Here is a 21,756-nt window from a genome sequence, read left to right on the forward strand (position 1 = left end):
TTACCTCTTCGACTTCTTGTCGGCCTGGTGGCCGTAATAGGTCCGGCTCGGTGCGAACTCACCCAGCTTGTGACCAACCATGTCTTCAGACACGTTCACCGGAACGTGCTTGTTGCCGTTGTGCACGCCGAACGTCAGGCCGACGAATTGCGGCAAGATGGTCGAGCGACGGCTCCAGGTCTTGATAACCTGGTTACGGCCGGAGCTGCGCGCAGCTTCCGCTTTCTTGAGCAGATACCCGTCGACGAACGGGCCTTTATGCAGTGAACGAGCCATTCAACCTAACCCTTATCTCTTCTTGCGCTGGTGGCGCGAACGAACAATGAATTTGTCCGATGATCTGTTTGTACGTGTCTTCTTGCCCTTGGTCGGCTTGCCCCACGGGGTAACCGGGTGACGGCCACCTGACGTGCGTCCTTCACCACCACCGTGCGGGTGATCGATCGGGTTCATGGCAACACCGCGAACCACCGGGCGGCGGCCCCGCCAGCGCGAACGCCCGGCCTTGCCGTCATTGGTGTTCATGTGGTCCTGGTTCGATACGGCACCAACCGTTGCGCGGCATTCAGACGACACCATCCGGGTCTCACCGGACTTGAGCCGCAGCAGAGCCATCGAACGGTCACGGCCGACCAGCTGGGCATAGGCACCGGCGGAACGTGCGATCTGACCGCCCTTGCCCGGCTTCATCTCCACATTGTGGATGATGGTGCCGACAGGGATGTTGCCCAGCGGCATGCAGTTGCCCGGCTTCACGTCGACACCAGTGGTGCCGGTTACGACCTTGTCACCCTCGTTCAGGCGTTGCGGTGCGAGAATGTAAGACAGTGTTCCGTCTTCATATTTCAGCAGCGCAATGAACGCAGTGCGGTTCGGATCATATTCAATACGCTCAACGCTGGCGGTGCCTTCGCGTGTCCGCTTGAAATCGATTACACGATAGGTGCGCTTGTGCCCGCCGCCCCGCGAAAACGAGGTCTGACGGCCATGGTTGTTGCGGCCACCGCTCTTGGACAGACCCTCGGTGAGGGTCTTGACGGGCTTGCCCTTCCAAAGACCGGAGCGGTCAACGATGACCAGCTGCCGCTGTCCCGGTGTGTTGGGCTTGAACTTTTTCAGTGCCATGGTTTACGTCTCAATCGCTCAAATTAAACTTTAAAGACCGGTCGTCACGTCGATGGACTGGCCATCTTCGAGTGTGACAATCGCTTTTTTCACATCACTCTGCCGACCCCGAATGCCGCGGAAACGCTTGGTCTTACCCTTGCGAACCAGCGTGTTCACTGCCTTCACCTTGACATTGAACAGCTCTTCAACAGCTTTCTTGATTTCCGGCTTGGAAGCGGTACCGGCAACATTGAAAACCACCTGGTTGGCTTCACTCAACAGTGTCGCCTTTTCGGTAATCGATGGTGCGCGGATAATATTGTAGTTTTTTTCCATGCTCATTTGAACCGCGCCTCCAGCGCTTCAACGGCAGCCTTGGTCAGAACCAGGTTCTGACGGCGCAGGATGTCGTAAACATTGATGCCCTGAACCGGCAGCACATCGACATTGATCAGGTTGCTGGCAGCCTTGGCGAAGTTTTCATTCACTTCGGCACCGTCGATCACCAGCACATTAGTCAGGCCGAGTTTCGAAAATGCGCCTGCCAGATCCTTGGTCTTCGGTGTCTTCACGTCAGAACTGTCCAGAATGATCAGTTCGTTGGCCTTGACCTTGGCCGACAGTGCATGACGAAGGGCCAGCGCCCTGACCTTCTTGGGAAGGCCAGTGGCGTGACTGCGGACTACCGGCCCATGAGCCTTGCCACCCCCGACAAATATACCGACCCGGCGCGAACCGTGACGCGCCCGACCGCCGCCCTTCTGGCGACCGAAACGAGCACCAGTGCGGTTGATTTCCGCGCGGCCCTTGGTCTTGTGTGTACCGGCGCGGCGCTTGGCCAACTGCCATGTCACCATGCGGTGCAACAAGTCACCGCGAGGCTCGAGGCCGAAAATCTCGTCGGACAGGTCAACCGTGCCCGCCTTCTTGGCCTGAAGTGTTTGAATATCGGTTTTCATTGTTCGCTGCCTCCATCGGCACCGTCATCGGTTTCGGCAGGCGCGTCTTCCATCGCCTTGGCTTGAGCAGCAGCATCGTCAGCGGCAATCCGTTCTGCTTCCGCGGCAGCTTCGGCAGCAGCAGCAGCCTCGGCTTCAGCAGCGGCAGCAGCAGCGGCGGCGGCAGATGAACGAAGCGCAGCCGGGATAATGGCGTTTTCAGCCTGCGGCTTCTTGACGGCGTCGCTCAACCGGACCCAGCCACCCTTGGCACCAGGCACAGCACCCTTGACCATGATTAGGCCACGCTCGGTGTCTGTCTTGACAATCTGCAGGTTCTGAACGGTTACACGCTCATTACCCATCTGGCCGGCCATCTTCTTGCCCTTGAACACCTTGCCCGGGTCCTGGCACTGGCCGGTCGAACCATGCGAACGGTGAGAGACCGACACACCATGCGATGCACGAAGTCCGCCGAAGTTATGGCGTTTCATGGCACCGGCAAAACCTTTACCAACCGAAGTGCCGGACACATCGACGTACTGGCCCGCGAAGTAGTGATCGGCAATGATCTCTTCACCCACATCGACCATGTTGTCCGGGCTTACCCGGAACTCGACGACCTTGCGCTTGGGCTCTACCTTTGCAACCGCGAACTGACCGCGGTCAGCCTTGGTCAGGCGCTTCACCTTGGCGGCACCAACACCAAGCTGCAAAGCCGTGTAACCGTTCTTTTCAACGGTCTTGTGGCCGACAACCTGGCAGGTATCCAGCTTCAAGACAGTCACCGGAATATGTTCACCTGCGTCGGTGAAAATCCGGGTCATGCCCAGCTTCTGTACAATTACTCCTGAACGCATAGTTCAGACTCCCGTTCGTCTCGCTCTGAAATCAGAGCTTGATCTCAACATCAACACCAGCAGCAAGGTCGAGCTTCATCAGCGCGTCCACCGTTTGCGGAGTTGGGTCAACAATATCCAGAATGCGACGATGCGTGCGCATCTCAAACTGTTCGCGGCTCTTCTTGTCCACGTGGGGCGAGCGGTTCACGGTGAACCGTTCAATCCGCGTCGGCAGCGGAACCGGACCACGAACCTGAGCGCCGGTGCGCTTGGCCGTATTCACGATTTCACGTGCCGAACCATCGAGAACCCGATGGTCGAACGCTTCGAGACGGATGCGAATATTCTGTTTTTGCATCTACTTGGATCCGTAAGTTGGGGTGTCCCTGACAACCAGAAACACCCCTATTCAGTTTAGTTACTCTATGATGCCGGCAACGACGCCTGCACCGACGGTACGACCACCTTCACGGATGGCGAAGCGCAGCTTCTCTTCCATCGCGATCGGCGTGATCAGTTCAACTTCAAACGACACATTGTCGCCAGGCATAACCATTTCGGTCCCTTCAGGAAGCGTAACAACACCCGTCACATCCGTCGTACGGAAGTAAAACTGCGGACGGTARTTGCCGAAGAACGGKGTATGACGACCGCCTTCTTCCTTGGTCAGAATGTAGGCTTCTGCCTTGAACTTCTTATGCGGCGTGATCGAACCGGGCTTGCACAGTACCTGACCGCGCTCGACACCTTCACGGTCAACACCACGCAGCAGCGCACCGATGTTGTCGCCGGCCTGGCCCTGATCGAGCAGCTTGCGGAACATCTCAACGCCCGTGCACGTCGTCTTGGTGGTGTCACGGATACCGACAATCTCGATTTCCTCACCAACCTTCACAACACCACGCTCAACACGACCGGTCACAACCGTACCACGACCGGAAATCGAGAACACRTCCTCGATCGGCATCAGGAACGGCTGGTCAATCGGACGCTCAGGCTGAGGAATGTACTCATCAACAGCTGCCATCAGCTTGATAACAGCSTCYTTGCCRATCTCAGGTGTCTTGTCTTCCAGGGCTGCAAGCGCTGAACCGCGCACGATCGGAATATCATCGCCAGGGAAGTCGTAAGACGACARCARCTCGCGGATTTCCATCTCGACAAGCTCAAGCAGCTCTTCGTCGTCAACCTGGTCAACCTTGTTCATGAACACAACAAGCGCAGGCACACCAACCTGGCGCGCAAGCAGGATGTGCTCGCGGGTCTGCGGCATAGGACCGTCAGATGCAGACACAACCAGAATAGCACCATCCATCTGGGCAGCACCGGTGATCATGTTCTTCACATAGTCAGCATGGCCCGGGCAATCCACGTGGGCGTAGTGACGGTTATCCGTCTCATACTCAACGTGAGCCGTGGAAATGGTAATACCACGGGCTTTTTCCTCAGGTGCCTTGTCAATCTCGTCATAGGCGGAAAATTCCGCACCACCAGATTCAGCCAGAACCTTCGTGATCGCCGCCGTCAGCGACGTCTTGCCATGGTCAACGTGACCAATCGTGCCGATATTGCAGTGCGGCTTGTTACGTTCAAACTTTGCCTTGGCCATTTTACAGTCTCCCTCAGTCAGGGTTAGTCAGTTAATTCACGAAATCCGGTTACGCGTACTTTGCGACCACTTCATCAGCCACATTGCGCGGCACTTCAGAATAGTGATCAAACGACATGGTGTAGGCAGCGCGACCCTGGCTCATCGAGCGCAAATTGTTCACGTAGCCAAACATGTTTGCCAGCGGCACCATTGCATTCACAACCTGCGCGTTACCGCGTGCGGTTGTACCGGCAATCTGGCCACGACGGGAATTCAGGTCACCGATAACAGACCCGAGATATTCTTCAGGCGAAACGACCTCAACCTTCATAACCGGCTCAAGCAGAACCGGGCCCGCCTTGGAAATAGCTTCACGAAGCGCAGAGCGCGATGCAATTTCGAAGGCAATCGCCGAGGAGTCGACTTCATGATAGGCGCCGTCATTGAGAGTGACTTTCACGTCGACCATCGGGAAGCCGATGATATTGCCGGACGTCATCACCGAGTTCAGGCCCTTTTCCACGCCGGGCAGGTATTCCTTCGGAACATTGCCGCCAACAACCTTGCTCTCGAACACCATCCCGGAATTTTCCTCGCCAGGCTCGACAGTGAACTTCACGCGAGCAAACTGGCCAGTACCACCGGTCTGTTTCTTGTGCGTGTAGTCAATATCGGTCGCCTTGGTGATGGTCTCACGATAGGCAACCTGAGGCGCACCCACATTGACATCGATCTTGTGCTGGCGACGCAGGATGTCGACCTTGATGTCGAGATGCAGCTCGCCCATGCCCTTGATGATGGTCTGGCCGCTTTCTTCGTCGGTAGACACATAGAAGGACGGATCTTCAGTAGACAGCTTGGCAAGCGCCAGACCCATCTTTTCCTGGTCAGCCTTGGTTTTCGGCTCAACAGCCATCTCAATGACCGGATCAGGAAATTCCATCTTTTCCAGGATCACAGGCTTGGCGACATCACAAAGCGTATCACCCGTACGTGCTTCTTTCAGACCGACCAGCGCAACAATGTCGCCGGCATAGGCATCAGAAATTTCCTCACGGCTGTTCGAGTGCATCAGCACCATCCGGCCGATACGCTCGGTCTTGCCGCGCGTCGAGTTCAACACGGTTGAGCCCTTGGACAGCTTGCCGGAATAGATGCGGGCAAAGGTCAGGACACCATAAGGGTCGTCCATGATCTTGAAGGCGAGCAGCGAAAGCGGCTCATCATCAGATGACTTGCGAACCGTTTCTTCTTCGGTCTTGGTGTCGATGCCCCTGATGGCTGGTACTTCCAAAGGTGAAGGAAGATACGCGACAACTGCGTCAAGAAGTGTCTGGACACCCTTGTTCTTAAAGGCAGAACCACACAGAACCGGGAAGAATGCGGACGACAGAACCGCCTGACGCAACAATCTCTGCAGCGTATCGAAGTCAGGCTCGGTACCTTCCAGATACGCTTCCATTGCAGGCTCATCCAGTTCGACGGCAGCCTCAATCATTTCAAGGCGCAGTTCGTCGGCCCGGTCCTGCAGTTCAGCGGGAATATCCATTTCTGTATATTCCGCACCCATGTCTTCGGTTTTCCAGACAATGGCCTTCATGCGAACAAGGTCGATAACACCCTTGAAATCGTCCTCAGCACCGATTGGCATCTGAATCGCGATCGGGCGTGCACCAAGGCGCTCCTTGATGTCCGACAGGCATTTGTCGAAGTCAGCACCGATCTTGTCCATCTTGTTGCAGAACACGATGCGAGGCACGCGGTACTTGTCGCCCTGGCGCCAGACCGTCTCGGTCTGAGGCTCAACACCGGCATTGGAGTCAAGCACGCAAACCGCGCCATCCAGAACGCGCAGCGAGCGCTCTACTTCAATGGTGAAGTCAACGTGGCCAGGCGTGTCAATGATGTTCAGGCGCTTGCCGAGCCACTCGGTCGTGGTCGCAGCAGAGGTAATCGTGATGCCACGCTCCTGCTCCTGCTCCATCCAGTCCATGGTGGCGGCGCCGTCGTGCACTTCACCAATCTTGTGGCTCTTGCCGGAGTAGAAAAGGATACGCTCGGTAACAGTGGTCTTGCCGGCGTCAATGTGCGCCATGATGCCAAAGTTGCGGTAGTCTTTAAGTTCGTGCGTGCGGGCCATCTGCCTGATCTCCGAAATGAATTACCAGCGGTAATGGGAGAAAGCGCGGTTCGCTTCTGCCATCCGGTGAGTATCTTCACGCTTCTTTACTGCGGTACCGCGATTGCTGGCAGCATCCATGAGCTCGCCGGACAAACGCTCGATCATTGTGTTTTCGTTGCGACCGCGTGCAGCTGTAATCAGCCAGCGGATCGCCAGTGCCTGACGGCGCTCGGTGCGCACTTCAACCGGCACCTGGTATGTTGCACCACCGACACGGCGCGAACGAACTTCAACTGCTGGAGATACATTTTCCAGCGCCTGGTGAAAAACGGTGAGCGGCTCCTGGCGCAGCTTTTCCTCGATCTTGTCGAACGCACCATAAACAATACGCTCAGCGACAGATTTCCTGCCATCGAGCATCAGGTTGTTCATGAATTTCGACAGGATCAGATCAGCGAACTTCGGGTCCGGATTGATTACGCGTTTTTCTGCGCGGTGACGGCGTGACATGGTTTTACTACCCTCTTCCTACGCTTATTTAGGACGCTTGGCGCCGTACTTGGACCGACGCTGGCGGCGCTTGGCCAACCCTTGCGTATCCAGAACGCCGCGAATGATATGATAACGGACACCGGGAAGGTCCTTCACACGACCGCCGCGGATCATCACCACGGAGTGTTCCTGAAGGTTATGGCCTTCGCCGGGAATGTAACTGGTAACTTCGAACCCATTGGTCAGACGCACACGGGCAACCTTGCGAAGCGCCGAGTTCGGCTTCTTCGGGGTCGTTGTGTAGACACGGGTGCAAACACCACGTTTCTGCGGGCATTCCTGCATCGCCGGAACCTTGTTGCGGGTCTTTTGCGCAACACGGGGTTTGCGAATAAGCTGGTTGATCGTGGGCATATAGGTCTCGCGCTCTCGAACAGGTCACGTTAAAACAAATCACACGCGCGACCCGCTGAATGAGGGCACGCATAAAAATAAACGCTGCCTCACCAATTATTTTGGTGACCAGCGCCTCAAATCCAGAGGACTTTCAGGCACTTGCGTCCTGAGAGTCATGTTCCGATCTGACTCAGCTTGGCTTTCCCGGCAACGTCTAGACCCTAAGGCCTACGGCTTACCGCCTCGAAAGTTGGCCGGAACATACTCATACACCCCCCTGTCGTCAAGACCTGAATTTGGTCTATTTCTGCCTGTTTTCAAGCTATTGACCCGACAAATGTCCCAACTTGGCCTTAATTGAACTGTGGAGCACAAACAATAGCCCCGATCGCGCCATATCGCGGCCCATTGCGTGAATCACCCTGATTTCAGGGGACGGCACAATATCCCCCTCGCTTTGTAACATCAGATGCGGGTATTTCCGGAGGGCAATATGCAACAACAAGTCGAAACATGGTGGCACGAACTGAATACCTGGGATGCGCTTGAAGCGCGAAACTTCTATCGCCGCACCCTGGGATGGACGTTTGAACAAGTCACCCTGCCCGATGGCGAACCCTACTGGCTGGCCCGCAAGGGCGGCAAGACGGTAGGTGGTGTCTACAGCCTCTCCGCACCAACCTACAAAGGCATTCCGGCCCACTGGATGACATACATGGCGGTTGATGATCTCGACCGCGCTGCACAGGAAACCGCATCGGCCGGCGGGGAAGTAACCCGCCCGGCGACCGAAATTCCCGGGATAGGAAAGATTGCCATCGTGACCGATGCATCAGGCGCCCTCCTGGGACTGATTGAACCGGCGCTCGAGCAACTGGACGAAAGCGCCAAGACTGTCGACCATGACCTGATGGATGAAGACGACTCTATCGAGTTTGCACCGGAACTGGCGACAGCCAACCGCAGAAACGCAAGGTATTCGCTGCCCAACTGACAATCCCGCGTCACGGGCCACCGGGCCCGGTCAACACTGGGGCGGAATGAACATGAGGCTTTTGCAATCATGTTCATCCGCCCTATTCTTTTGCCTGCCGGCAATCCGCCTTCGCTGAACCTGTTATGGGTTTCAGGCCTGCCGTGGCGGGCTGTCCGACGCACCGCTGGCCTCGGCTTTCACGTCATAGACAATGATGCCACGTTTACCGTCGCGGGCTTCCTGCCATGCATCATCATGGGGTTTCTTGTCGGGCTTGTCCGGCACCTCTCCGCCCCTGAGGATTTCAACCTCTTCCCAGCCACGCTCAACCAGGGCTTTTTCAGCTTCCTTATGGGCCGCACCCGCGTTTCTTGCCGACACAAAGACCACGAAGCCGCGGTCAGGGTTGTCAGCAACACCGTCCCTGTGCCCGCCCTGCCCGAGAAACATATAGACCGATCGTTTCAAGTTGAATGCCACCAGGGCCTCCTGTCATTGCGTGAACACCGGTTACCGAGAAACAAAAACCGCCGCGATCCATGGTGATCGCGGCGGTCGGAGATTGTCAATCCATTCACGTCGGTTGACGGCGAAACCTATTCGCCCGCCGGAACCTGCTCTTCTTCCGCAGCAGGTTCACTTGCATCTTCAACCGCCACCTTGGCCTGTTCGTCCAGGATCAGACCGTCGCGCTTGTCAGCAACGGATTTGAAACGGGACAACATGCCGCCGGTACCGGCCGGAATGAGACGGCCCACGATGACGTTTTCCTTGAGACCTTCCAGCGTGTCGACTTTGCCGCTGATTGCAGCTTCGGTAAGCACGCGGGTTGTTTCCTGGAACGACGCCGCGGAAATGAACGACCGCGTCTGCAGGCTGGCCTTGGTGATACCAAGCAGGACCGGCACACCGGAAGCAGGCTTTTTGCCTTCTTCCGCCATTTTGGCGTTGATGTTTTCCAACTCCGTACGGTCAAGCTGTTCACCGGACAGAAGCGAGGTATCACCCTGCTCGGTGATTTCAACCTTCTGAAGCATCTGGCGAACAATAACCTCGATGTGCTTGTCGTTGATGCTCACACCCTGCAGACGGTAAACTTCCTGCACTTCGTTGACGAGATAGGTCGCCAGCTCCTCAACACCCTTAATGGCAAGGATGTCATGCGGTGCCGGGTGACCATCAAGGATGTATTCGCCCTTCTCGATGAAGTCACCTTCCTGGACCGGAAGGTGCTTGCCCTTCGGGATCAGGTATTCAGCAGGCTCAAGAGAAGCGTCTTCCGGCACAATGCGGATGCGGCGCTTGTTCTTGTAGTCACGACCGAATTCAACGCGACCGGAGATTTCAGCGATAACCGCGTGATCCTTCGGACGGCGTGCCTCAAACAACTCGGCAACACGCGGCAGACCGCCGGTGATGTCGCGTGTCTTGGCACTTTCCAGAGGAATACGGGCAAGCACGTCACCGGCCTTGACCGCGGAACCCGGGTCAACCGACAAGATGGCATCGACCGACAGAAGATAGCGGGCCTCTCCGCCACGTGGCAGTTTGAGGATTTCGCCCTTCTTGTCCTTGATGACGATTGCCGGCCGCAGGTCCGCACCACGCGGGCTGGTACGCCAATCGATCAGGACGCGGTTGGTGATACCGGTTGATTCATCGGTGACTTCCGACACCGAGACGCCGTCAACGACGTCTTCGAATTCAATCTTGCCATCAACCTCGGTCATCACAGGACGGGTGTACGGATCCCACTCGGCGAGACGCATGCCGCGCTTGATCTTGTCGCCTTCGTTGACGAACAGACGCGCACCCTGCATCAGCTTGTGTACCGCGCGTTCATGGCCCTGTTCATCTTCGATGACCAGAGACACGTTACGGCCGAGCGTGATGATCTTGCCGGAGCTGTCGGTGACCACATTGGAGTTGCGCAGCTTGACGATGCCTTCATGGTTGGATTCCACGAAGGATTCATCGAGCACCTGCGCCGTACCACCAATATGGAAGGTCCGCATGGTCAGCTGGGTACCGGGTTCACCGATCGACTGTGCGGCGATAACACCGACTGCTTCGCCGTGATTGACCGGTGTGCCGCGAGCCAGGTCACGGCCGTAACACCGTGCACATACGCCAAAGCGGGTTTCGCAGGTCAGCACTGAACGGATGCGGAATTCCTGGATGTTGGCATCCTCGATCTTCTCGACATCTTCTTCGGTGATTTCCCGCATGGCCGGAATGATCACTTCATTGGTCTGCGGGTGCAGCACGTCCTCAGCCGCTGTACGGCCCAGAACACGTGATCCCAAAGAGGCAATGATCTCACCGGCATCGATGATCGGACGTGCGGTGATCGAGTTTTCGGTACCACAATCATCTTCGGCAATGATGGCATCCTGGGCCACGTCAACAAGACGGCGCGTCAGATAACCGGAGTTGGCCGTCTTCAAGGCCGTGTCAGCCAGACCCTTACGGGCACCATGGGTGGAGTTGAAGTACTCCAGAACGGTGAGGCCTTCCTTGAAGTTCGAGATGATCGGCGTTTCGATGATTTCGCCGGACGGCTTGGCCATGAGGCCGCGCATACCGCCGAGCTGCTTCATCTGTGCCGGAGAACCACGCGCACCGGAGTGAGCCATCATGTAGATGGAATTCACCGGTTTCTCACGCTTGCTCTCGTCGTCGATCTGAACGGCCTGAATCCGGCCCATCATTTCATCGGCGACCTTGTCGGTGCACTTGGCCCAGGCATCAACAACCTTGTTGTACTTCTCGCCCTTGGTAATCAGGCCGTCGATGTACTGCTGTTCATATTCCTTGGCTAGTTCACGCGACTCGGAAACCAGCTTCTCCTTGGTGTCCGGAATGACCATGTCATCCTTGCCGAACGAGATGCCCGCCTTGAAGGCGTTGAAGAAACCAAGGCCCATGATCTTGTCACAGAAAATGACGGACTCTTTCTGACCGCATCCGCGATAGACGTCATCAATCATCTTCGAGATTTCGCGCTTGGTCAGGAGCTTGTTGCAGATCTCCAGAGACATGCCCGGTTGTTTCGGCAGCAATTCACCGATCTTCAGGCGGCCAGGCGTGGTTTCGTAAATGCGCGAAGTCGGGTTACCTTCCTCGTCCAGATACTTGAACCGGCCCTTGATCTTGGTATGCAGCGTGATCACGCCGGCATGCAGTGCATGATCGACTTCCGCGACATCACCAAACAGCATGCCTTCGCCCGGCTCGTTTTCCTTCATCTGGGAAACGTAGTACAGGCCAAGCACGATATCCTGTGACGGCACGATGATCGGCTGTCCGTTTGCAGGATGCAGGACGTTGTTGGTCGACATCATCAACACACGGGCTTCGAGCTGTGCTTCCAGGGACAGCGGCACGTGAACCGCCATCTGGTCGCCGTCAAAGTCAGCGTTGAAGGCCGCGCACACCAGAGGATGCAACTGGATTGCCTTGCCTTCGATGAGCACGGGCTCAAATGCCTGGATGCCAAGCCTGTGAAGCGTCGGTGCACGGTTGAGCAGCACGGGATGCTCGCGGATCACCTCGTCAAGGATGTCCCAGACTTCCGGCTTTTCCTTCTCGACCAGCTTCTTGGCCTGCTTCACGGTGGATGACAGGCCCTTGGCGTCAAGCCGCGAATAGATGAACGGCTTGAACAGTTCCAGCGCCATCTTCTTCGGCAGGCCGCACTGATGCAGCTTGAGTTCGGGGCCAACCACGATCACCGAGCGGCCGGAATAGTCGACGCGCTTTCCGAGCAGGTTCTGCCTGAACCGGCCCTGCTTGCCCTTCAGCATGTCTGCCAGTGACTTGAGCGGACGCTTGTTGGCACCGGTGATGACCCGGCCACGACGGCCATTGTCGAACAGTGCATCAACAGATTCCTGCAGCATCCGCTTTTCGTTACGGATGATGATGTCAGGCGCACGCAGCTCGATCAGCCGCTTGAGACGGTTGTTGCGGTTGATCACGCGGCGATACAGGTCGTTGAGATCCGATGTTGCGAACCGGCCACCGTCAAGCGGCACCAGCGGACGCAACTCAGGCGGGATAACCGGAACAACGGTCAGGATCATCCACTCCGGCTTGTTGCCGGACTCGATGAAGCCTTCGACAATCTTGAGCCGCTTGGCCAGCTTCTTCGGCTTCAGTTCAGTGGTCGCCTCGGCGATCTCGACACGAAGCTGATCGCGCAGTTTTTCCAGCTCGATGCCCATGAGAATTTCACGGATGGCTTCAGCGCCGATGCCCGCGGTGAAGCTGTCGGCGCCGTAATGATCCTGGGCTTCCATGAACTGCTCTTCGGTAAGCAGTTCGCCATGCTTCATAGGCGTCAGGCCGGGTTCCGTGACGATGTAGTTTTCAAAGTACAGAACGCGCTCGACATCCTTCAGTGTCATGTCCAGCAGCAGTGAAATGCGTGATGGCAAAGACTTCAGGAACCAGATGTGCGCAACCGGTGCTGCCAGGTCGATATGACCCATGCGCTCGCGGCGAACCTTGGCCAGGGTTACTTCCACACCGCATTTTTCGCAGATGATGCCCTTGTACTTCATCCGCTTGTACTTGCCGCACAGGCACTCATAGTCCTTTACAGGACCAAAAATGCGCGCGCAGAACAGACCATCGCGCTCCGGCTTGAAGGTACGATAGTTGATGGTTTCCGGCTTTTTGATTTCGCCGAACGACCAGGAGAGAATCTTCTCCGGCGCTGCAATACCGATCCGGATCTGTTCAAAGGTCAGTGGCTGACCTGCCGGATTGAAAACGTTCATGACCTCATGGTTCATGTAATACCTCAATTCCTTGTTCGCGGACGGGGCTGTTTTCCGCTTTTCGGAGTGTCTGGTTTTTCAAAGGAAACTACCGGTCTGGCCCGACGCCGGTGGTTTCCATATCCGGGCAGGAGTATTGGTCCCTGCCCGGCGATTCGTTTTTGTTACTCTGTACTTTGAAGGTCGACGCTGAGACCCAGCGAGCGCATTTCCTTTACGAGCACGTTAAAGCTTTCCGGGATACCGGCCTCGAACGCATCATCACCACGCACAATCGCCTCATAAACCTTGGTTCTGCCTGCAACGTCATCCGACTTCACAGTGAGCATCTCCTGCAAGGTATAGGCTGCGCCATACGCTTCGAGAGCCCAAACCTCCATTTCACCGAACCGCTGTCCGCCGAACTGCGCCTTGCCGCCCAGCGGCTGCTGGGTAACGAGCGAGTAAGGGCCAATGGAACGGGCATGGATTTTGTCATCAACCAGATGGTGAAGCTTGAGAATATAGATATATCCCACTGTTACCTGTCTGTCGAATGGCTCGCCGGTGCGGCCGTCGAACAAGGTCACCTGTCCGGACGTACTCAGGCCGGCATGTTCGAGAAGCTCGGAGATGTTTTCCTCCTTGGCTCCGTCAAACACCGGTGTCGCAATCGCAACACCGCCACGCAGTGAATCACCCAGATCGGCAAGATCATCGTCTTCCAATGCGGCGATTTCTTCGTTTTCACCGTAAATGTGCTCGATTTCCTTGCGCAAAACCTTGGCGTTCTGGTTTTCGCGATACGCATCAACCATGTCACCAATCTGCTTGCCGAGACCGCGGCAGGCCCAACCCAGGTGGGTTTCCAGTATCTGACCGACATTCATCCGGCTTGGCACGCCGAGCGGGTTCAGCACGATATCAACCGGCTGACCGTCTTCAAGGTATGGCATGTCCTCATCAGCAACGATTCGCGACACCACGCCCTTGTTGCCGTGGCGGCCGGCCATCTTGTCGCCCGGCTGGATCTTGCGTTTCACGGCGACAAAGACCTTGACCATCTTCATGACGCCCGGCGGCAGTTCGTCACCACGCTGCAGCTTTTCGACCTTGTCGAGGAAGCGGTTTTCAAGTCGCTTCTTGGACTCGTCATATTGCTGGCGCATGGCTTCAAGTTCCGCCAGTGCCTTTTCGTTGGACAGGGCAATCTGCCACCACTGCGAACGAGGCACATCGTCAAGGACGGCTTCTGTAAGCTTGCCCTCGATCTTGTGGCCCTTCGGCCCACCGGCAGCCTGCTTGCCTTTCAGGAAGTCAGACAGGCGGCCATAGGAGTTGCGGTCAAGAATGGCGAGTTCGTCATCGCGGTCCTTGGCAAGGCGTTCGATCTCTTCACGCTCGATAGCCAGGGCACGTTCGTCCTTGTCGATGCCGTGGCGGTTGAAAACCCGGACCTCGACGACCGTGCCGGCAACGCCGGGCGGCAGACGCAGCGATGTATCGCGAACATCAGATGCCTTTTCACCGAAGATGGCACGCAGAAGCTTTTCTTCCGGTGTCATCGGGCTTTCGCCCTTCGGTGTGATCTTGCCGCACAGGATATCGCCCGGGTGCACTTCAGCACCAATGTAAACGATACCAGCCTCGTCCAGGTTCTTCAGAGCTTCCTCGCCCACGTTCGGTATATCGCGGGTTATCTCCTCAGGGCCGAGCTTTGTATCGCGGGCCATGACGTCGAACTCTTCGATGTGGATCGAGGTGAACACGTCATCACGCACCATGCGCTCGGACAACAGGATGGAGTCCTCGAAGTTGTAGCCGTTCCACGGCATGAACGCGACCAGCACGTTCTGGCCAAGCGCGAGGTCACCCAGATCGGTAGACGGTCCGTCGGCAATGATGTCTCCGGCCTTCAGCCTGTCACCGACACGAACCAGCGGACGCTGGTTGATGCAGGTGTTCTGGTTTGAGCGCTGGAACTTGTACAGCGTGTAGATGTCGACGCCGGACTTTGTCGGATCGGTTTCCTCAGTTGCGCGGATAACGATACGCTTTGCATCCACCTGATCCACGACACCAGAGCGCCGTGCCGTGATGGCAGCACCGGAATCGCGGGCAACAACAGCTTCCATGCCGGTACCGACAAGCGGTGCGTCAGTGCGCACGAGCGGCACAGCCTGACGCTGCATGTTCGAGCCCATGAGCGCACGGTTGGCGTCATCGTTTTCCAGGAACGGGATGAGAGCCGCTGCTACCGAAACAAGCTGTTTCGGCGACACGTCGACAAAGTCCACACGTTCAGACGGAACCGTCATCACTTCACCATGCTGGCGAACCAGAACAAGGTCTTCGGCAAACTTGCCGTCCTTGGTCAGCTCTACGTTGGCCTGCGCGATGTGCGGCTTGGATTCCTCGATAGCCGACAGGTACACGACTTCATCGGATACCTTGCCGTTGATCACCTTGCGATATGGTGTCTCGATGAAACCATACTTGTTGACGCGGGCAAATGTGGCCAGCGAGTTGATCAGGCCGATGTTGGGACCTTCCGGTGTTTCGATCGGGCAGATACGGCCATAGTGGGTCGGATGCACGTCGCGAACCTCAAAGCCGGCACGCTCACGGGTCAGGCCGCCCGGGCCAAGCGCAGACAGGCGGCGCTTGTGGGTGATTTCCGACAACGGATTGGTCTGGTCCATGAACTGCGACAGCTGCGAGGAACCGAAGAACTCACGCACTGCGGCAGCAGCCGGTTTGGCGTTGATCAGGTCATGCGGCATGACAGTATCGATGTCGACCGAAGACATGCGCTCCTTGATGGCGCGTTCCATGCGGATCAGGCCGAGGCGATACTGATTTTCCATGAGTTCGCCGACCGAACGCACACGACGGTTGCCAAGGTGGTCGATGTCATCGATCTCGCCCTTGCTGTCACGCAGCTCAGCCAGTGTCTTGACGACAGCGACAATGTCTTCCTTGCGCAGAACACGCATCGTGTCAGGCGCATCCAGTTCAAGACGCATGTTCATCTTGACGCGACCGACCGATGACAGGTCGTAGCGCTCGGGATCAAAGAACAGGCCGCTGAACAGGGCTTCAGCCGTTTCACGCGTCGGTGGTTCACCGGGACGCATGACACGATAGATGTCGACCAGCGCCTGCTCGTAGCTTTCGACCTTGTCGGCGATCAGCGTGTTGCGGATGTAGGCGCCGGTATTGATGTGGTCGATGTCCAGAAGACGCAGTTCCTTGTAACCGGCTTCGGTGAGGCCGGTCATCAGGGCTTCGTCGATCTCCGCACCGGCTTCAGCATGAATTTCACCGGTTTTGGCATCCACAAGCTCGTCAGCAACGAAGTGACCGTAGAGGCTCTCGTCGTCGACCAGCAGTTCCTTGAGACCTTCTTCCGCCAGCTTGCGGGCCAGGCGCGGTGTGATCTTGGTGCCGGCTTCGACAACGACCTTCTTGGTCTTGGCATCGACCAGGTCGGCAGTCGGCTTCACACCACGATAGCGATCAGGATCAAACGGCATCCGCCAACCGTCTTTCGACGCCGTACATGACACGGTGTTGTAGAAGGTGTGCAGGATTTCCTCGCTGTCCATGCCCAGCGCATGCAGCAGCGCCGTCACCGGCAGCTTGCGGCGGCGGTCAATACGGACATGCACGATATCCTTGGCGTCGAATTCAAAGTCGAGCCAGGAACCGCGGTAAGGAATGATGCGAGCGGCGAACAGCAACTTGCCTGAAGAATGGGTCTTGCCACGGTCATGGTCGAAGAAAACGCCCGGCGAACGGTGCATCTGGGACACGATCACGCGCTCGGTGCCGTTCACGACGAACGTGCCGTTCTTGGTCATGAGCGGGATATCGCCCATGTACACGTCCTGCTCCTTGATGTCCTTGACGGACTTGGCGCCGGTATCTTCGTCGATTTCAAACACGATCAGGCGCAGCGTCACCTTGAGCGGTGCGGCAAACGTCATGCCGCGCTGCTGACACTCTTCAACGTCGTACTTTGGTTCCTCGAACTCGTAGGTGACATATTCCAGCATTGCCTGTCCCGAAAAATCACTGATCGGGAAGACTGACTTGAATACCGCCTGCAGACCTTCTGCAAGGCGGCCTCCTTCAGGATCAAGCACCTGAAGGAATTGATCATAGCTGTCCTTTTGCACCTCGATGAGGTTTGGCATCTCGGCAACTTCATGAATGTTGCCGAAGAACTTGCGAATACGTTTGCGGCCAATAAACGTTTGCGACATTTCTGTTCCTTCGCATTTTGGCTCTCACGCCCAGGAATGGCCGCAGAGCAATTCAATCAAGCCAGAGCGGCGGCTTGCCGGGCAGTCTTTGAATTTCAATTCCCTAAAGAACCGAAACAGACCGCACGGAAAACCGCCCCAACGCCTCACTTATGTGTTTCTGCAAACCGCATCATACCGGCGAGCAGAACCGGCGCGGTTTCCCGCGCCGGAATTTGTCGTCGTACCGCTTACTTGAGCGAGACCTTGGCACCAGCTGCTTCGAGCTTCTTCTGAAGTTCTTCTGCTTCTGCCTTCGGGCAAGCTTCCTTGACGGTCTTCGGTGCGCCTTCAACCAGGTCCTTGGCTTCCTTCAGGCCCAGGCCGGTGATGGCACGTACTTCCTTGATGACTTCGATTTTCTTGTCACCGATGGCTTCAAGAACAACGTCGAAGTCGTCTTTGGCTTCTGCAGCAGCTTCGCCAGCACCACCACCAGCGGCGGCAACAGCAACGGGAGCAGCGGCAGAAACGCCCCATTTTTCTTCAAGCATGTTGGAAAGCTCAGCAGCTTCCATAACTGTCAGGTTCGACAGGTCGTCTACAATCTTAGCAAGATCAGCCATTTTTTCGTCTTTCGTATTACGGTTTAAACCAGTTCAGTGTTTGGACACGGCCAATCAAGCCGCTTCTCCCTTGTCAGCATAGGCCTTGATAACCCGTGCGAGCTGACCGGCAGGCGCCTGCGTAACACCCGCAATACGGGTGGCCGGCGTCTGGATCATGCCCACAAGCTTCGCCCGCAGCTCATCGAGCGACGGCAGGTCAGCAAGTGCCTTGACACCATTGGCATCCAGAACCGTCGACCCTAAAACCCCGCCGAGGACGACAAGCTTGTCGTTGCCCTTGGCGAACGTTGAAACGATCTTCGGTGCTGCAACCGGGTCATCCGAATAGGACAACATGGTTGGACCTGTGAACAGGTCGGTGATACCGGCGGCATCAGTGCCTTCAAGAGCAAGTTTTGCCAGACGGTTCTTGGCAACTTTCGTTGCCCCGCCAGCCTCTGCCATCTTTTTACGCAGGTCATTGATCTGCGGAACTGTCAGGCCGAGATTGTGGGTCACCACCACAACACCGGTTTCCTTGAAAACGGTGTTGAGAGTTGCGACGAGCGTCTTTTTTTCTGCTCTATCCACTAGCTCTCTCCAGTTTGCCCGGTTTTTGACGACCGGGCGGTTGCACGAAACCGTCTGCTTCAAACAGCACTGCAACCAGCCTTGTCGGCGAGATGCAGTGCCCTAACAACAAACGGCACTCCACTTGCCTGTCCTCCTCCCCGCCAAAACCCTGGCGGTTCGGATCACTGAGGGTTCAAACCGAATTGCTGAAAACAACTGTAAAACAGCCACTTAGCAAACCTCTTTGAACACCTATCTCATACGGGCTGCCAGAACTTGGCTTTTAAGCCATGCCGTCAAGCATGACGCCTGTAATCTCGGACAGGTTTGGACCAGTTTCCTGGCCCAACCGCCGGATCCGAAGTGAAACACTCGGATCAGACGGCAACTCTTGCACGTCCTTGTTGTTCGGCTTACTCGCCGGACACGGACGCCACGTCGATTTTCAGGCCGGGGCCCATTGTCGACGAAACAGAAACACGCTTGATATACGTACCCTTGGACCCTGATGGTTTGGCCCGTGATACCGCACCGATGAATGCCTTCACGTTTTCAAGCAGTTGATCTTCCTTGAAGCTCGCCTTGCCGACACCGGCATGAATAATGCCGGCCTTTTCGACGCGAAACTCAACCGATCCGCCCTTGGCTGCCTTGACTGCAGCGGCGACATCCGGTGTCACCGTACCGACCTTGGGGTTCGGCATCAGGTTGCGCGGTCCCAGGACCTTACCAAGACGACCAACCAGCGGCATCATGTCCGGTGTGGCAATGGCGCGATCAAAATCGATATCGCCCTTCTGGACCTTTTCCACCAGTTCTTCCGCACCGACGATGTCTGCTCCGGCTTCCTTGGCTTCGTCAGCCTTGGCATCGCGGGCAAAAACCGCAACGCGAACATCGCGGCCGGTACCGGCCGGCAGAGCCACAACACCGCGGACCATCTGGTCGGCGTGGCGTGGATCAACGCCCAGGTTCATGGCCAGTTCAATGGTTTCATCGAACTTCGCGACAGCGCGTTCCTTGACCATTTTTACCGCTTCGGCGGCGCTGTAGAGCTTGTCGCGATCGATACCATCGACAGCCTTGGAATATCTTTTTCCCTTGTTTGCCATGATACTTACCCTACCACTTCCAGGCCCATCGAACGGGCTGAACCTGCGATGATCTTTTCTGCTGCGTCGAGGTCGCGTGCATTGAGATCAACCATTTTCTTTTCTGCAATTTCACGCAACTGGGCGCGCGTCACCTTGCCGATGAAGCTGCCCCTGCCGGTTTCCGCGTGACCGGACTTGATCTTTGCAGCCTTCTTCAGAAAGAACGACGCAGGTGGCGTCTTCATTTCGAAGCTGAAAGACTTGTCCTGGAAAGCAGTGATCACGACCGGGATCGGTGAGCCTGGTTCAGCCTGCTGGGTAGCAGCATTGAACGCCTTGCAGAATTCCATGATATTCAGACCGCGCTGACCAAGAGCGGGGCCTACCGGCGGGGACGGATTTGCCTGCCCAGCCGGAATTTGCAGCTTGATATAGCCGAGAACTTTCTTCGCCATTTTACATTCCCTCGCCTTTCACACCGCGTGCGGCGGCAAAAGGCATTAGAGGTTAGTGGTCCGGATTTCAGGTTGCGACACCTGTCAGCCTCCCACCGTTACACGGTGCAAATATCGAAACCTTTACAGTTTCTCCACCTGACCGAATTCCAGCTCGACCGGAGTTGCCCGGCCAAAAATCGAAACCGCCACCTTGAGCCTGGCGCGTTCCTCATCAACGTCTTCGACAAGACCGTTGAAGGACGCAAACGGGCCTTCGGCAACACGTACCTGTTCGCCAACCTCAAACATGATGGTCGGCCGTGGGCGCTCAACACCTTCCTGAACCTGGCTCAGGATGCGGGTCGCCTCGTCCTCGGTGATCGGCATGGGCTTGTTGTCGTGCCCCAGAAAGCCGGTCACTTTCGGTGTGTTCTTGATGAGGTGATAAGCCTCATCCGTCATATCCATCTTCACCAGCACGTAACCGGGGAAGAAACGGCGCTCGGACTGAACCTTGCGGCCACGGCGCATTTCGACGACCTCTTCCGTCGGCACCAGAACTTCATCGAACAAGTCACCGAGGCCCTTGATGGCCGCCTGCTCCTTGATCGAGTCCGCCACCTTCTTCTCGAAATTCGAGTAGGCGTGGACGATGTACCACCGCTTAGTCATATTGCGCTCCCGCCGATCAGCCTGCTCAGGATCTGAAGAGGATCAGATCGACAACCCATTTCAAAATCGCATCTACGCCCAGGAAAAACAGAGCGGCAGCAGCCGAAAGTATCAGCACCATGATTGTGGTGATGATGGTTTCACGCCGGGTGGGCCAGGTAACCTTCGCGGTTTCCTGACGGACCTGCTGAAAAAACTCAAACGGATTGGTCTTTGCCATATTCCTGTTTCACTCTTTCCGCCAGCCTGATGGCCTGGCAGTCTTCTGGTTTCCCGGGTGGCAGGGGCGGAGGGTCTCGAACCCCCGACCTGCGGTTTTGGAGACCGCCGCTCTACCAACTGAGCTACACCCCTAAACCGGGTGCGCGGAACCGGATATGGTTCCACGCCTGTTATTGTTCAAGCAAATCCGGCCTTCAGACTTACTCTATGATGCCGGCAACGACGCCTGCACCGACGGTACGACCACCTTCACGGATGGCGAAGCGCAGCTTCTCTTCCATCGCGATCGGCGTGATCAGTTCAACTTCAAACGACACATTGTCGCCAGGCATAACCATTTCGGTCCCTTCAGGAAGCGTAACAACACCCGTCACATCCGTCGTACGGAAGTAAAACTGCGGACGGTAATTGCCGAAGAACGGGGTATGACGACCGCCTTCTTCCTTGGTCAGAATGTAGGCTTCTGCCTTGAACTTCTTATGCGGCGTGATCGAACCGGGCTTGCACAGTACCTGACCGCGCTCGACACCTTCACGGTCAACACCACGCAGCAGCGCACCGATGTTGTCGCCGGCCTGGCCCTGATCGAGCAGCTTGCGGAACATCTCAACGCCCGTGCACGTCGTCTTGGTGGTGTCACGGATACCGACAATCTCGATTTCCTCACCAACCTTCA

Annotated in this window: 20 protein-coding genes, 1 tRNA gene and 1 pseudogene; 1 reads left to right on the top strand and 21 read right to left on the bottom strand. The window is 56.6% G+C overall.

What is annotated here, in order from left to right:
- The 10 genes and pseudogenes from rpsS to rpsL all read right to left on the bottom strand — a co-directional run bounded on the left by rpsS (position 1) and on the right by rpsL (position 7,506).
- A complete protein-coding gene (gene rpsS / locus DHN55_RS21975; protein ID WP_108883712.1) occupies positions 1-276 on the bottom strand; it encodes a 30S ribosomal protein S19 in 276 nt (91 codons plus the stop codon).
- A 12-nt stretch (positions 277-288) separates the two neighbouring features.
- A complete protein-coding gene (rplB, locus tag DHN55_RS21980; protein ID WP_108883713.1) occupies positions 289-1,125 on the bottom strand; it encodes a 50S ribosomal protein L2 in 837 nt (278 codons plus the stop codon).
- A 30-nt stretch (positions 1,126-1,155) separates the two neighbouring features.
- On the bottom strand, positions 1,156-1,449 hold the full coding sequence (locus DHN55_RS21985) for a 50S ribosomal protein L23 (protein ID WP_108883714.1): 294 nt from the start codon (positions 1,447-1,449) through the stop codon (positions 1,156-1,158).
- Positions 1,446-2,066, bottom strand: coding sequence for a 50S ribosomal protein L4 (rplD, locus tag DHN55_RS21990; RefSeq protein ID WP_108883715.1), 621 nt, complete (start codon positions 2,064-2,066; stop codon positions 1,446-1,448). Before rplD ends, DHN55_RS21985 begins: the two co-directional genes overlap by 4 nt.
- A 134-nt stretch (positions 2,067-2,200) precedes the next feature.
- Positions 2,201-2,905, bottom strand: a pseudogene (gene rplC / locus DHN55_RS21995) (50S ribosomal protein L3); the annotation flags it as partial.
- Positions 2,906-2,936: 31 nt separating this feature from the next.
- Complete coding sequence (gene rpsJ, locus DHN55_RS22000; protein WP_108883717.1) at positions 2,937-3,245, bottom strand: 30S ribosomal protein S10; 309 nt, start codon at positions 3,243-3,245, stop codon at positions 2,937-2,939.
- A 60-nt stretch (positions 3,246-3,305) separates the two neighbouring features.
- Positions 3,306-4,496 (bottom strand): elongation factor Tu, encoded by a 1,191-nt coding sequence (gene tuf / locus DHN55_RS22005; RefSeq protein WP_108883718.1) that lies wholly within the window; start codon positions 4,494-4,496, stop codon positions 3,306-3,308.
- A gap of 49 nt (positions 4,497-4,545) precedes the next feature.
- Positions 4,546-6,618, bottom strand: a complete 2,073-nt coding sequence (fusA, locus tag DHN55_RS22010; RefSeq protein WP_108883719.1) for an elongation factor G — start codon at positions 6,616-6,618, stop codon at positions 4,546-4,548.
- A 21-nt stretch (positions 6,619-6,639) separates the two neighbouring features.
- On the bottom strand, positions 6,640-7,110 hold the full coding sequence (gene rpsG / locus DHN55_RS22015; protein WP_108883720.1) for a 30S ribosomal protein S7: 471 nt from the start codon (positions 7,108-7,110) through the stop codon (positions 6,640-6,642).
- 24 nt (positions 7,111-7,134) lie between these two features.
- A complete protein-coding gene (rpsL, locus tag DHN55_RS22020; RefSeq protein WP_108883721.1) occupies positions 7,135-7,506 on the bottom strand; it encodes a 30S ribosomal protein S12 in 372 nt (123 codons plus the stop codon).
- 475 nt (positions 7,507-7,981) lie between these two features.
- On the opposite strand from rpsL, the gene DHN55_RS22025 reads away from it, so the two are divergent.
- Positions 7,982-8,482: a VOC family protein gene (locus tag DHN55_RS22025; protein ID WP_108883722.1), complete on the top strand. Its 501-nt coding sequence runs from the start codon at positions 7,982-7,984 to the stop codon at positions 8,480-8,482.
- Positions 8,483-8,614: 132 nt separating this feature from the next.
- On the opposite strand, the gene DHN55_RS22030 is transcribed toward DHN55_RS22025, so the two are convergent.
- The 11 genes from DHN55_RS22030 to DHN55_RS22080 all read right to left on the bottom strand — a co-directional run.
- On the bottom strand, positions 8,615-8,944 hold the full coding sequence (locus DHN55_RS22030; RefSeq protein ID WP_337660665.1) for a hypothetical protein: 330 nt from the start codon (positions 8,942-8,944) through the stop codon (positions 8,615-8,617).
- A gap of 116 nt (positions 8,945-9,060) precedes the next feature.
- A complete protein-coding gene (gene rpoC, locus DHN55_RS22035) occupies positions 9,061-13,263 on the bottom strand; it encodes a DNA-directed RNA polymerase subunit beta' (RefSeq protein ID WP_108883724.1) in 4,203 nt (1,400 codons plus the stop codon).
- Between the two features lie 149 nt (positions 13,264-13,412).
- Positions 13,413-17,495 (bottom strand): DNA-directed RNA polymerase subunit beta, encoded by a 4,083-nt coding sequence (gene rpoB / locus DHN55_RS22040; protein WP_108883725.1) that lies wholly within the window; start codon positions 17,493-17,495, stop codon positions 13,413-13,415.
- 230 nt (positions 17,496-17,725) lie between these two features.
- Positions 17,726-18,100 (bottom strand): 50S ribosomal protein L7/L12, encoded by a 375-nt coding sequence (gene rplL / locus DHN55_RS22045; protein WP_108883726.1) that lies wholly within the window; start codon positions 18,098-18,100, stop codon positions 17,726-17,728.
- Between the two features lie 54 nt (positions 18,101-18,154).
- Positions 18,155-18,673, bottom strand: coding sequence for a 50S ribosomal protein L10 (rplJ, locus tag DHN55_RS22050; RefSeq protein WP_108883727.1), 519 nt, complete (start codon positions 18,671-18,673; stop codon positions 18,155-18,157).
- 395 nt (positions 18,674-19,068) lie between these two features.
- A complete protein-coding gene (rplA, locus tag DHN55_RS22055; RefSeq protein ID WP_108883728.1) occupies positions 19,069-19,767 on the bottom strand; it encodes a 50S ribosomal protein L1 in 699 nt (232 codons plus the stop codon).
- Between the two features lie 5 nt (positions 19,768-19,772).
- On the bottom strand, positions 19,773-20,204 hold the full coding sequence (gene rplK, locus DHN55_RS22060) for a 50S ribosomal protein L11 (RefSeq protein WP_108883729.1): 432 nt from the start codon (positions 20,202-20,204) through the stop codon (positions 19,773-19,775).
- A 123-nt stretch (positions 20,205-20,327) separates the two neighbouring features.
- Positions 20,328-20,858, bottom strand: a complete 531-nt coding sequence (nusG, locus tag DHN55_RS22065) for a transcription termination/antitermination protein NusG (RefSeq protein ID WP_108883730.1) — start codon at positions 20,856-20,858, stop codon at positions 20,328-20,330.
- A gap of 25 nt (positions 20,859-20,883) precedes the next feature.
- Positions 20,884-21,078, bottom strand: a complete 195-nt coding sequence (secE, locus tag DHN55_RS22070; protein WP_108883731.1) for a preprotein translocase subunit SecE — start codon at positions 21,076-21,078, stop codon at positions 20,884-20,886.
- A gap of 58 nt (positions 21,079-21,136) precedes the next feature.
- Positions 21,137-21,212, bottom strand: a tRNA-Trp gene (locus DHN55_RS22075).
- 68 nt (positions 21,213-21,280) lie between these two features.
- Positions 21,281-21,756, bottom strand: a 476-nt coding sequence (locus tag DHN55_RS22080; protein WP_337660666.1) for an EF-Tu/IF-2/RF-3 family GTPase, incomplete at its 5' end; no start/stop codon positions are given.

It is taken from the genome of Anderseniella sp. Alg231-50 (assembly GCF_900149695.1).
In the GTDB taxonomy this organism is placed as follows: domain Bacteria; phylum Pseudomonadota; class Alphaproteobacteria; order Rhizobiales; family Aestuariivirgaceae; genus Anderseniella.

Bases quoted from the DNA above. Each gene is read 5' to 3' on its own strand.
- rplA (WP_108883728.1), bottom strand. From the start codon at position 19,767: ATGGCAAACAAGGGAAAAAGATATTCCAAGGCTGTCGATGGTATCGAT.
- DHN55_RS21985 (WP_108883714.1), bottom strand. From the start codon at position 1,449: ATGAGCATGGAAAAAAACTACAATATTATCCGCGCACCATCGATTACC.
- rpoC (WP_108883724.1), bottom strand. From the start codon at position 13,263: ATGAACCATGAGGTCATGAACGTTTTCAATCCGGCAGGTCAGCCACTG.
- rpoB (WP_108883725.1), bottom strand. From the start codon at position 17,495: ATGTCGCAAACGTTTATTGGCCGCAAACGTATTCGCAAGTTCTTCGGC.
- rpsL (WP_108883721.1), bottom strand. From the start codon at position 7,506: ATGCCCACGATCAACCAGCTTATTCGCAAACCCCGTGTTGCGCAAAAG.
- rplB (WP_108883713.1), bottom strand. From the start codon at position 1,125: ATGGCACTGAAAAAGTTCAAGCCCAACACACCGGGACAGCGGCAGCTG.
- rplD (WP_108883715.1), bottom strand. From the start codon at position 2,066: ATGAAAACCGATATTCAAACACTTCAGGCCAAGAAGGCGGGCACGGTT.
- fusA (WP_108883719.1), bottom strand. From the start codon at position 6,618: ATGGCCCGCACGCACGAACTTAAAGACTACCGCAACTTTGGCATCATG.
- secE (WP_108883731.1), bottom strand. From the start codon at position 21,078: ATGGCAAAGACCAATCCGTTTGAGTTTTTTCAGCAGGTCCGTCAGGAA.
- rpsG (WP_108883720.1), bottom strand. From the start codon at position 7,110: ATGTCACGCCGTCACCGCGCAGAAAAACGCGTAATCAATCCGGACCCG.
- rplL (WP_108883726.1), bottom strand. From the start codon at position 18,100: ATGGCTGATCTTGCTAAGATTGTAGACGACCTGTCGAACCTGACAGTT.
- DHN55_RS22025 (WP_108883722.1), top strand. From the start codon at position 7,982: ATGCAACAACAAGTCGAAACATGGTGGCACGAACTGAATACCTGGGAT.
- rplK (WP_108883729.1), bottom strand. From the start codon at position 20,204: ATGGCGAAGAAAGTTCTCGGCTATATCAAGCTGCAAATTCCGGCTGGG.
- rpsJ (WP_108883717.1), bottom strand. From the start codon at position 3,245: ATGCAAAAACAGAATATTCGCATCCGTCTCGAAGCGTTCGACCATCGG.
- nusG (WP_108883730.1), bottom strand. From the start codon at position 20,858: ATGACTAAGCGGTGGTACATCGTCCACGCCTACTCGAATTTCGAGAAG.
- rpsS (WP_108883712.1), bottom strand. From the start codon at position 276: ATGGCTCGTTCACTGCATAAAGGCCCGTTCGTCGACGGGTATCTGCTC.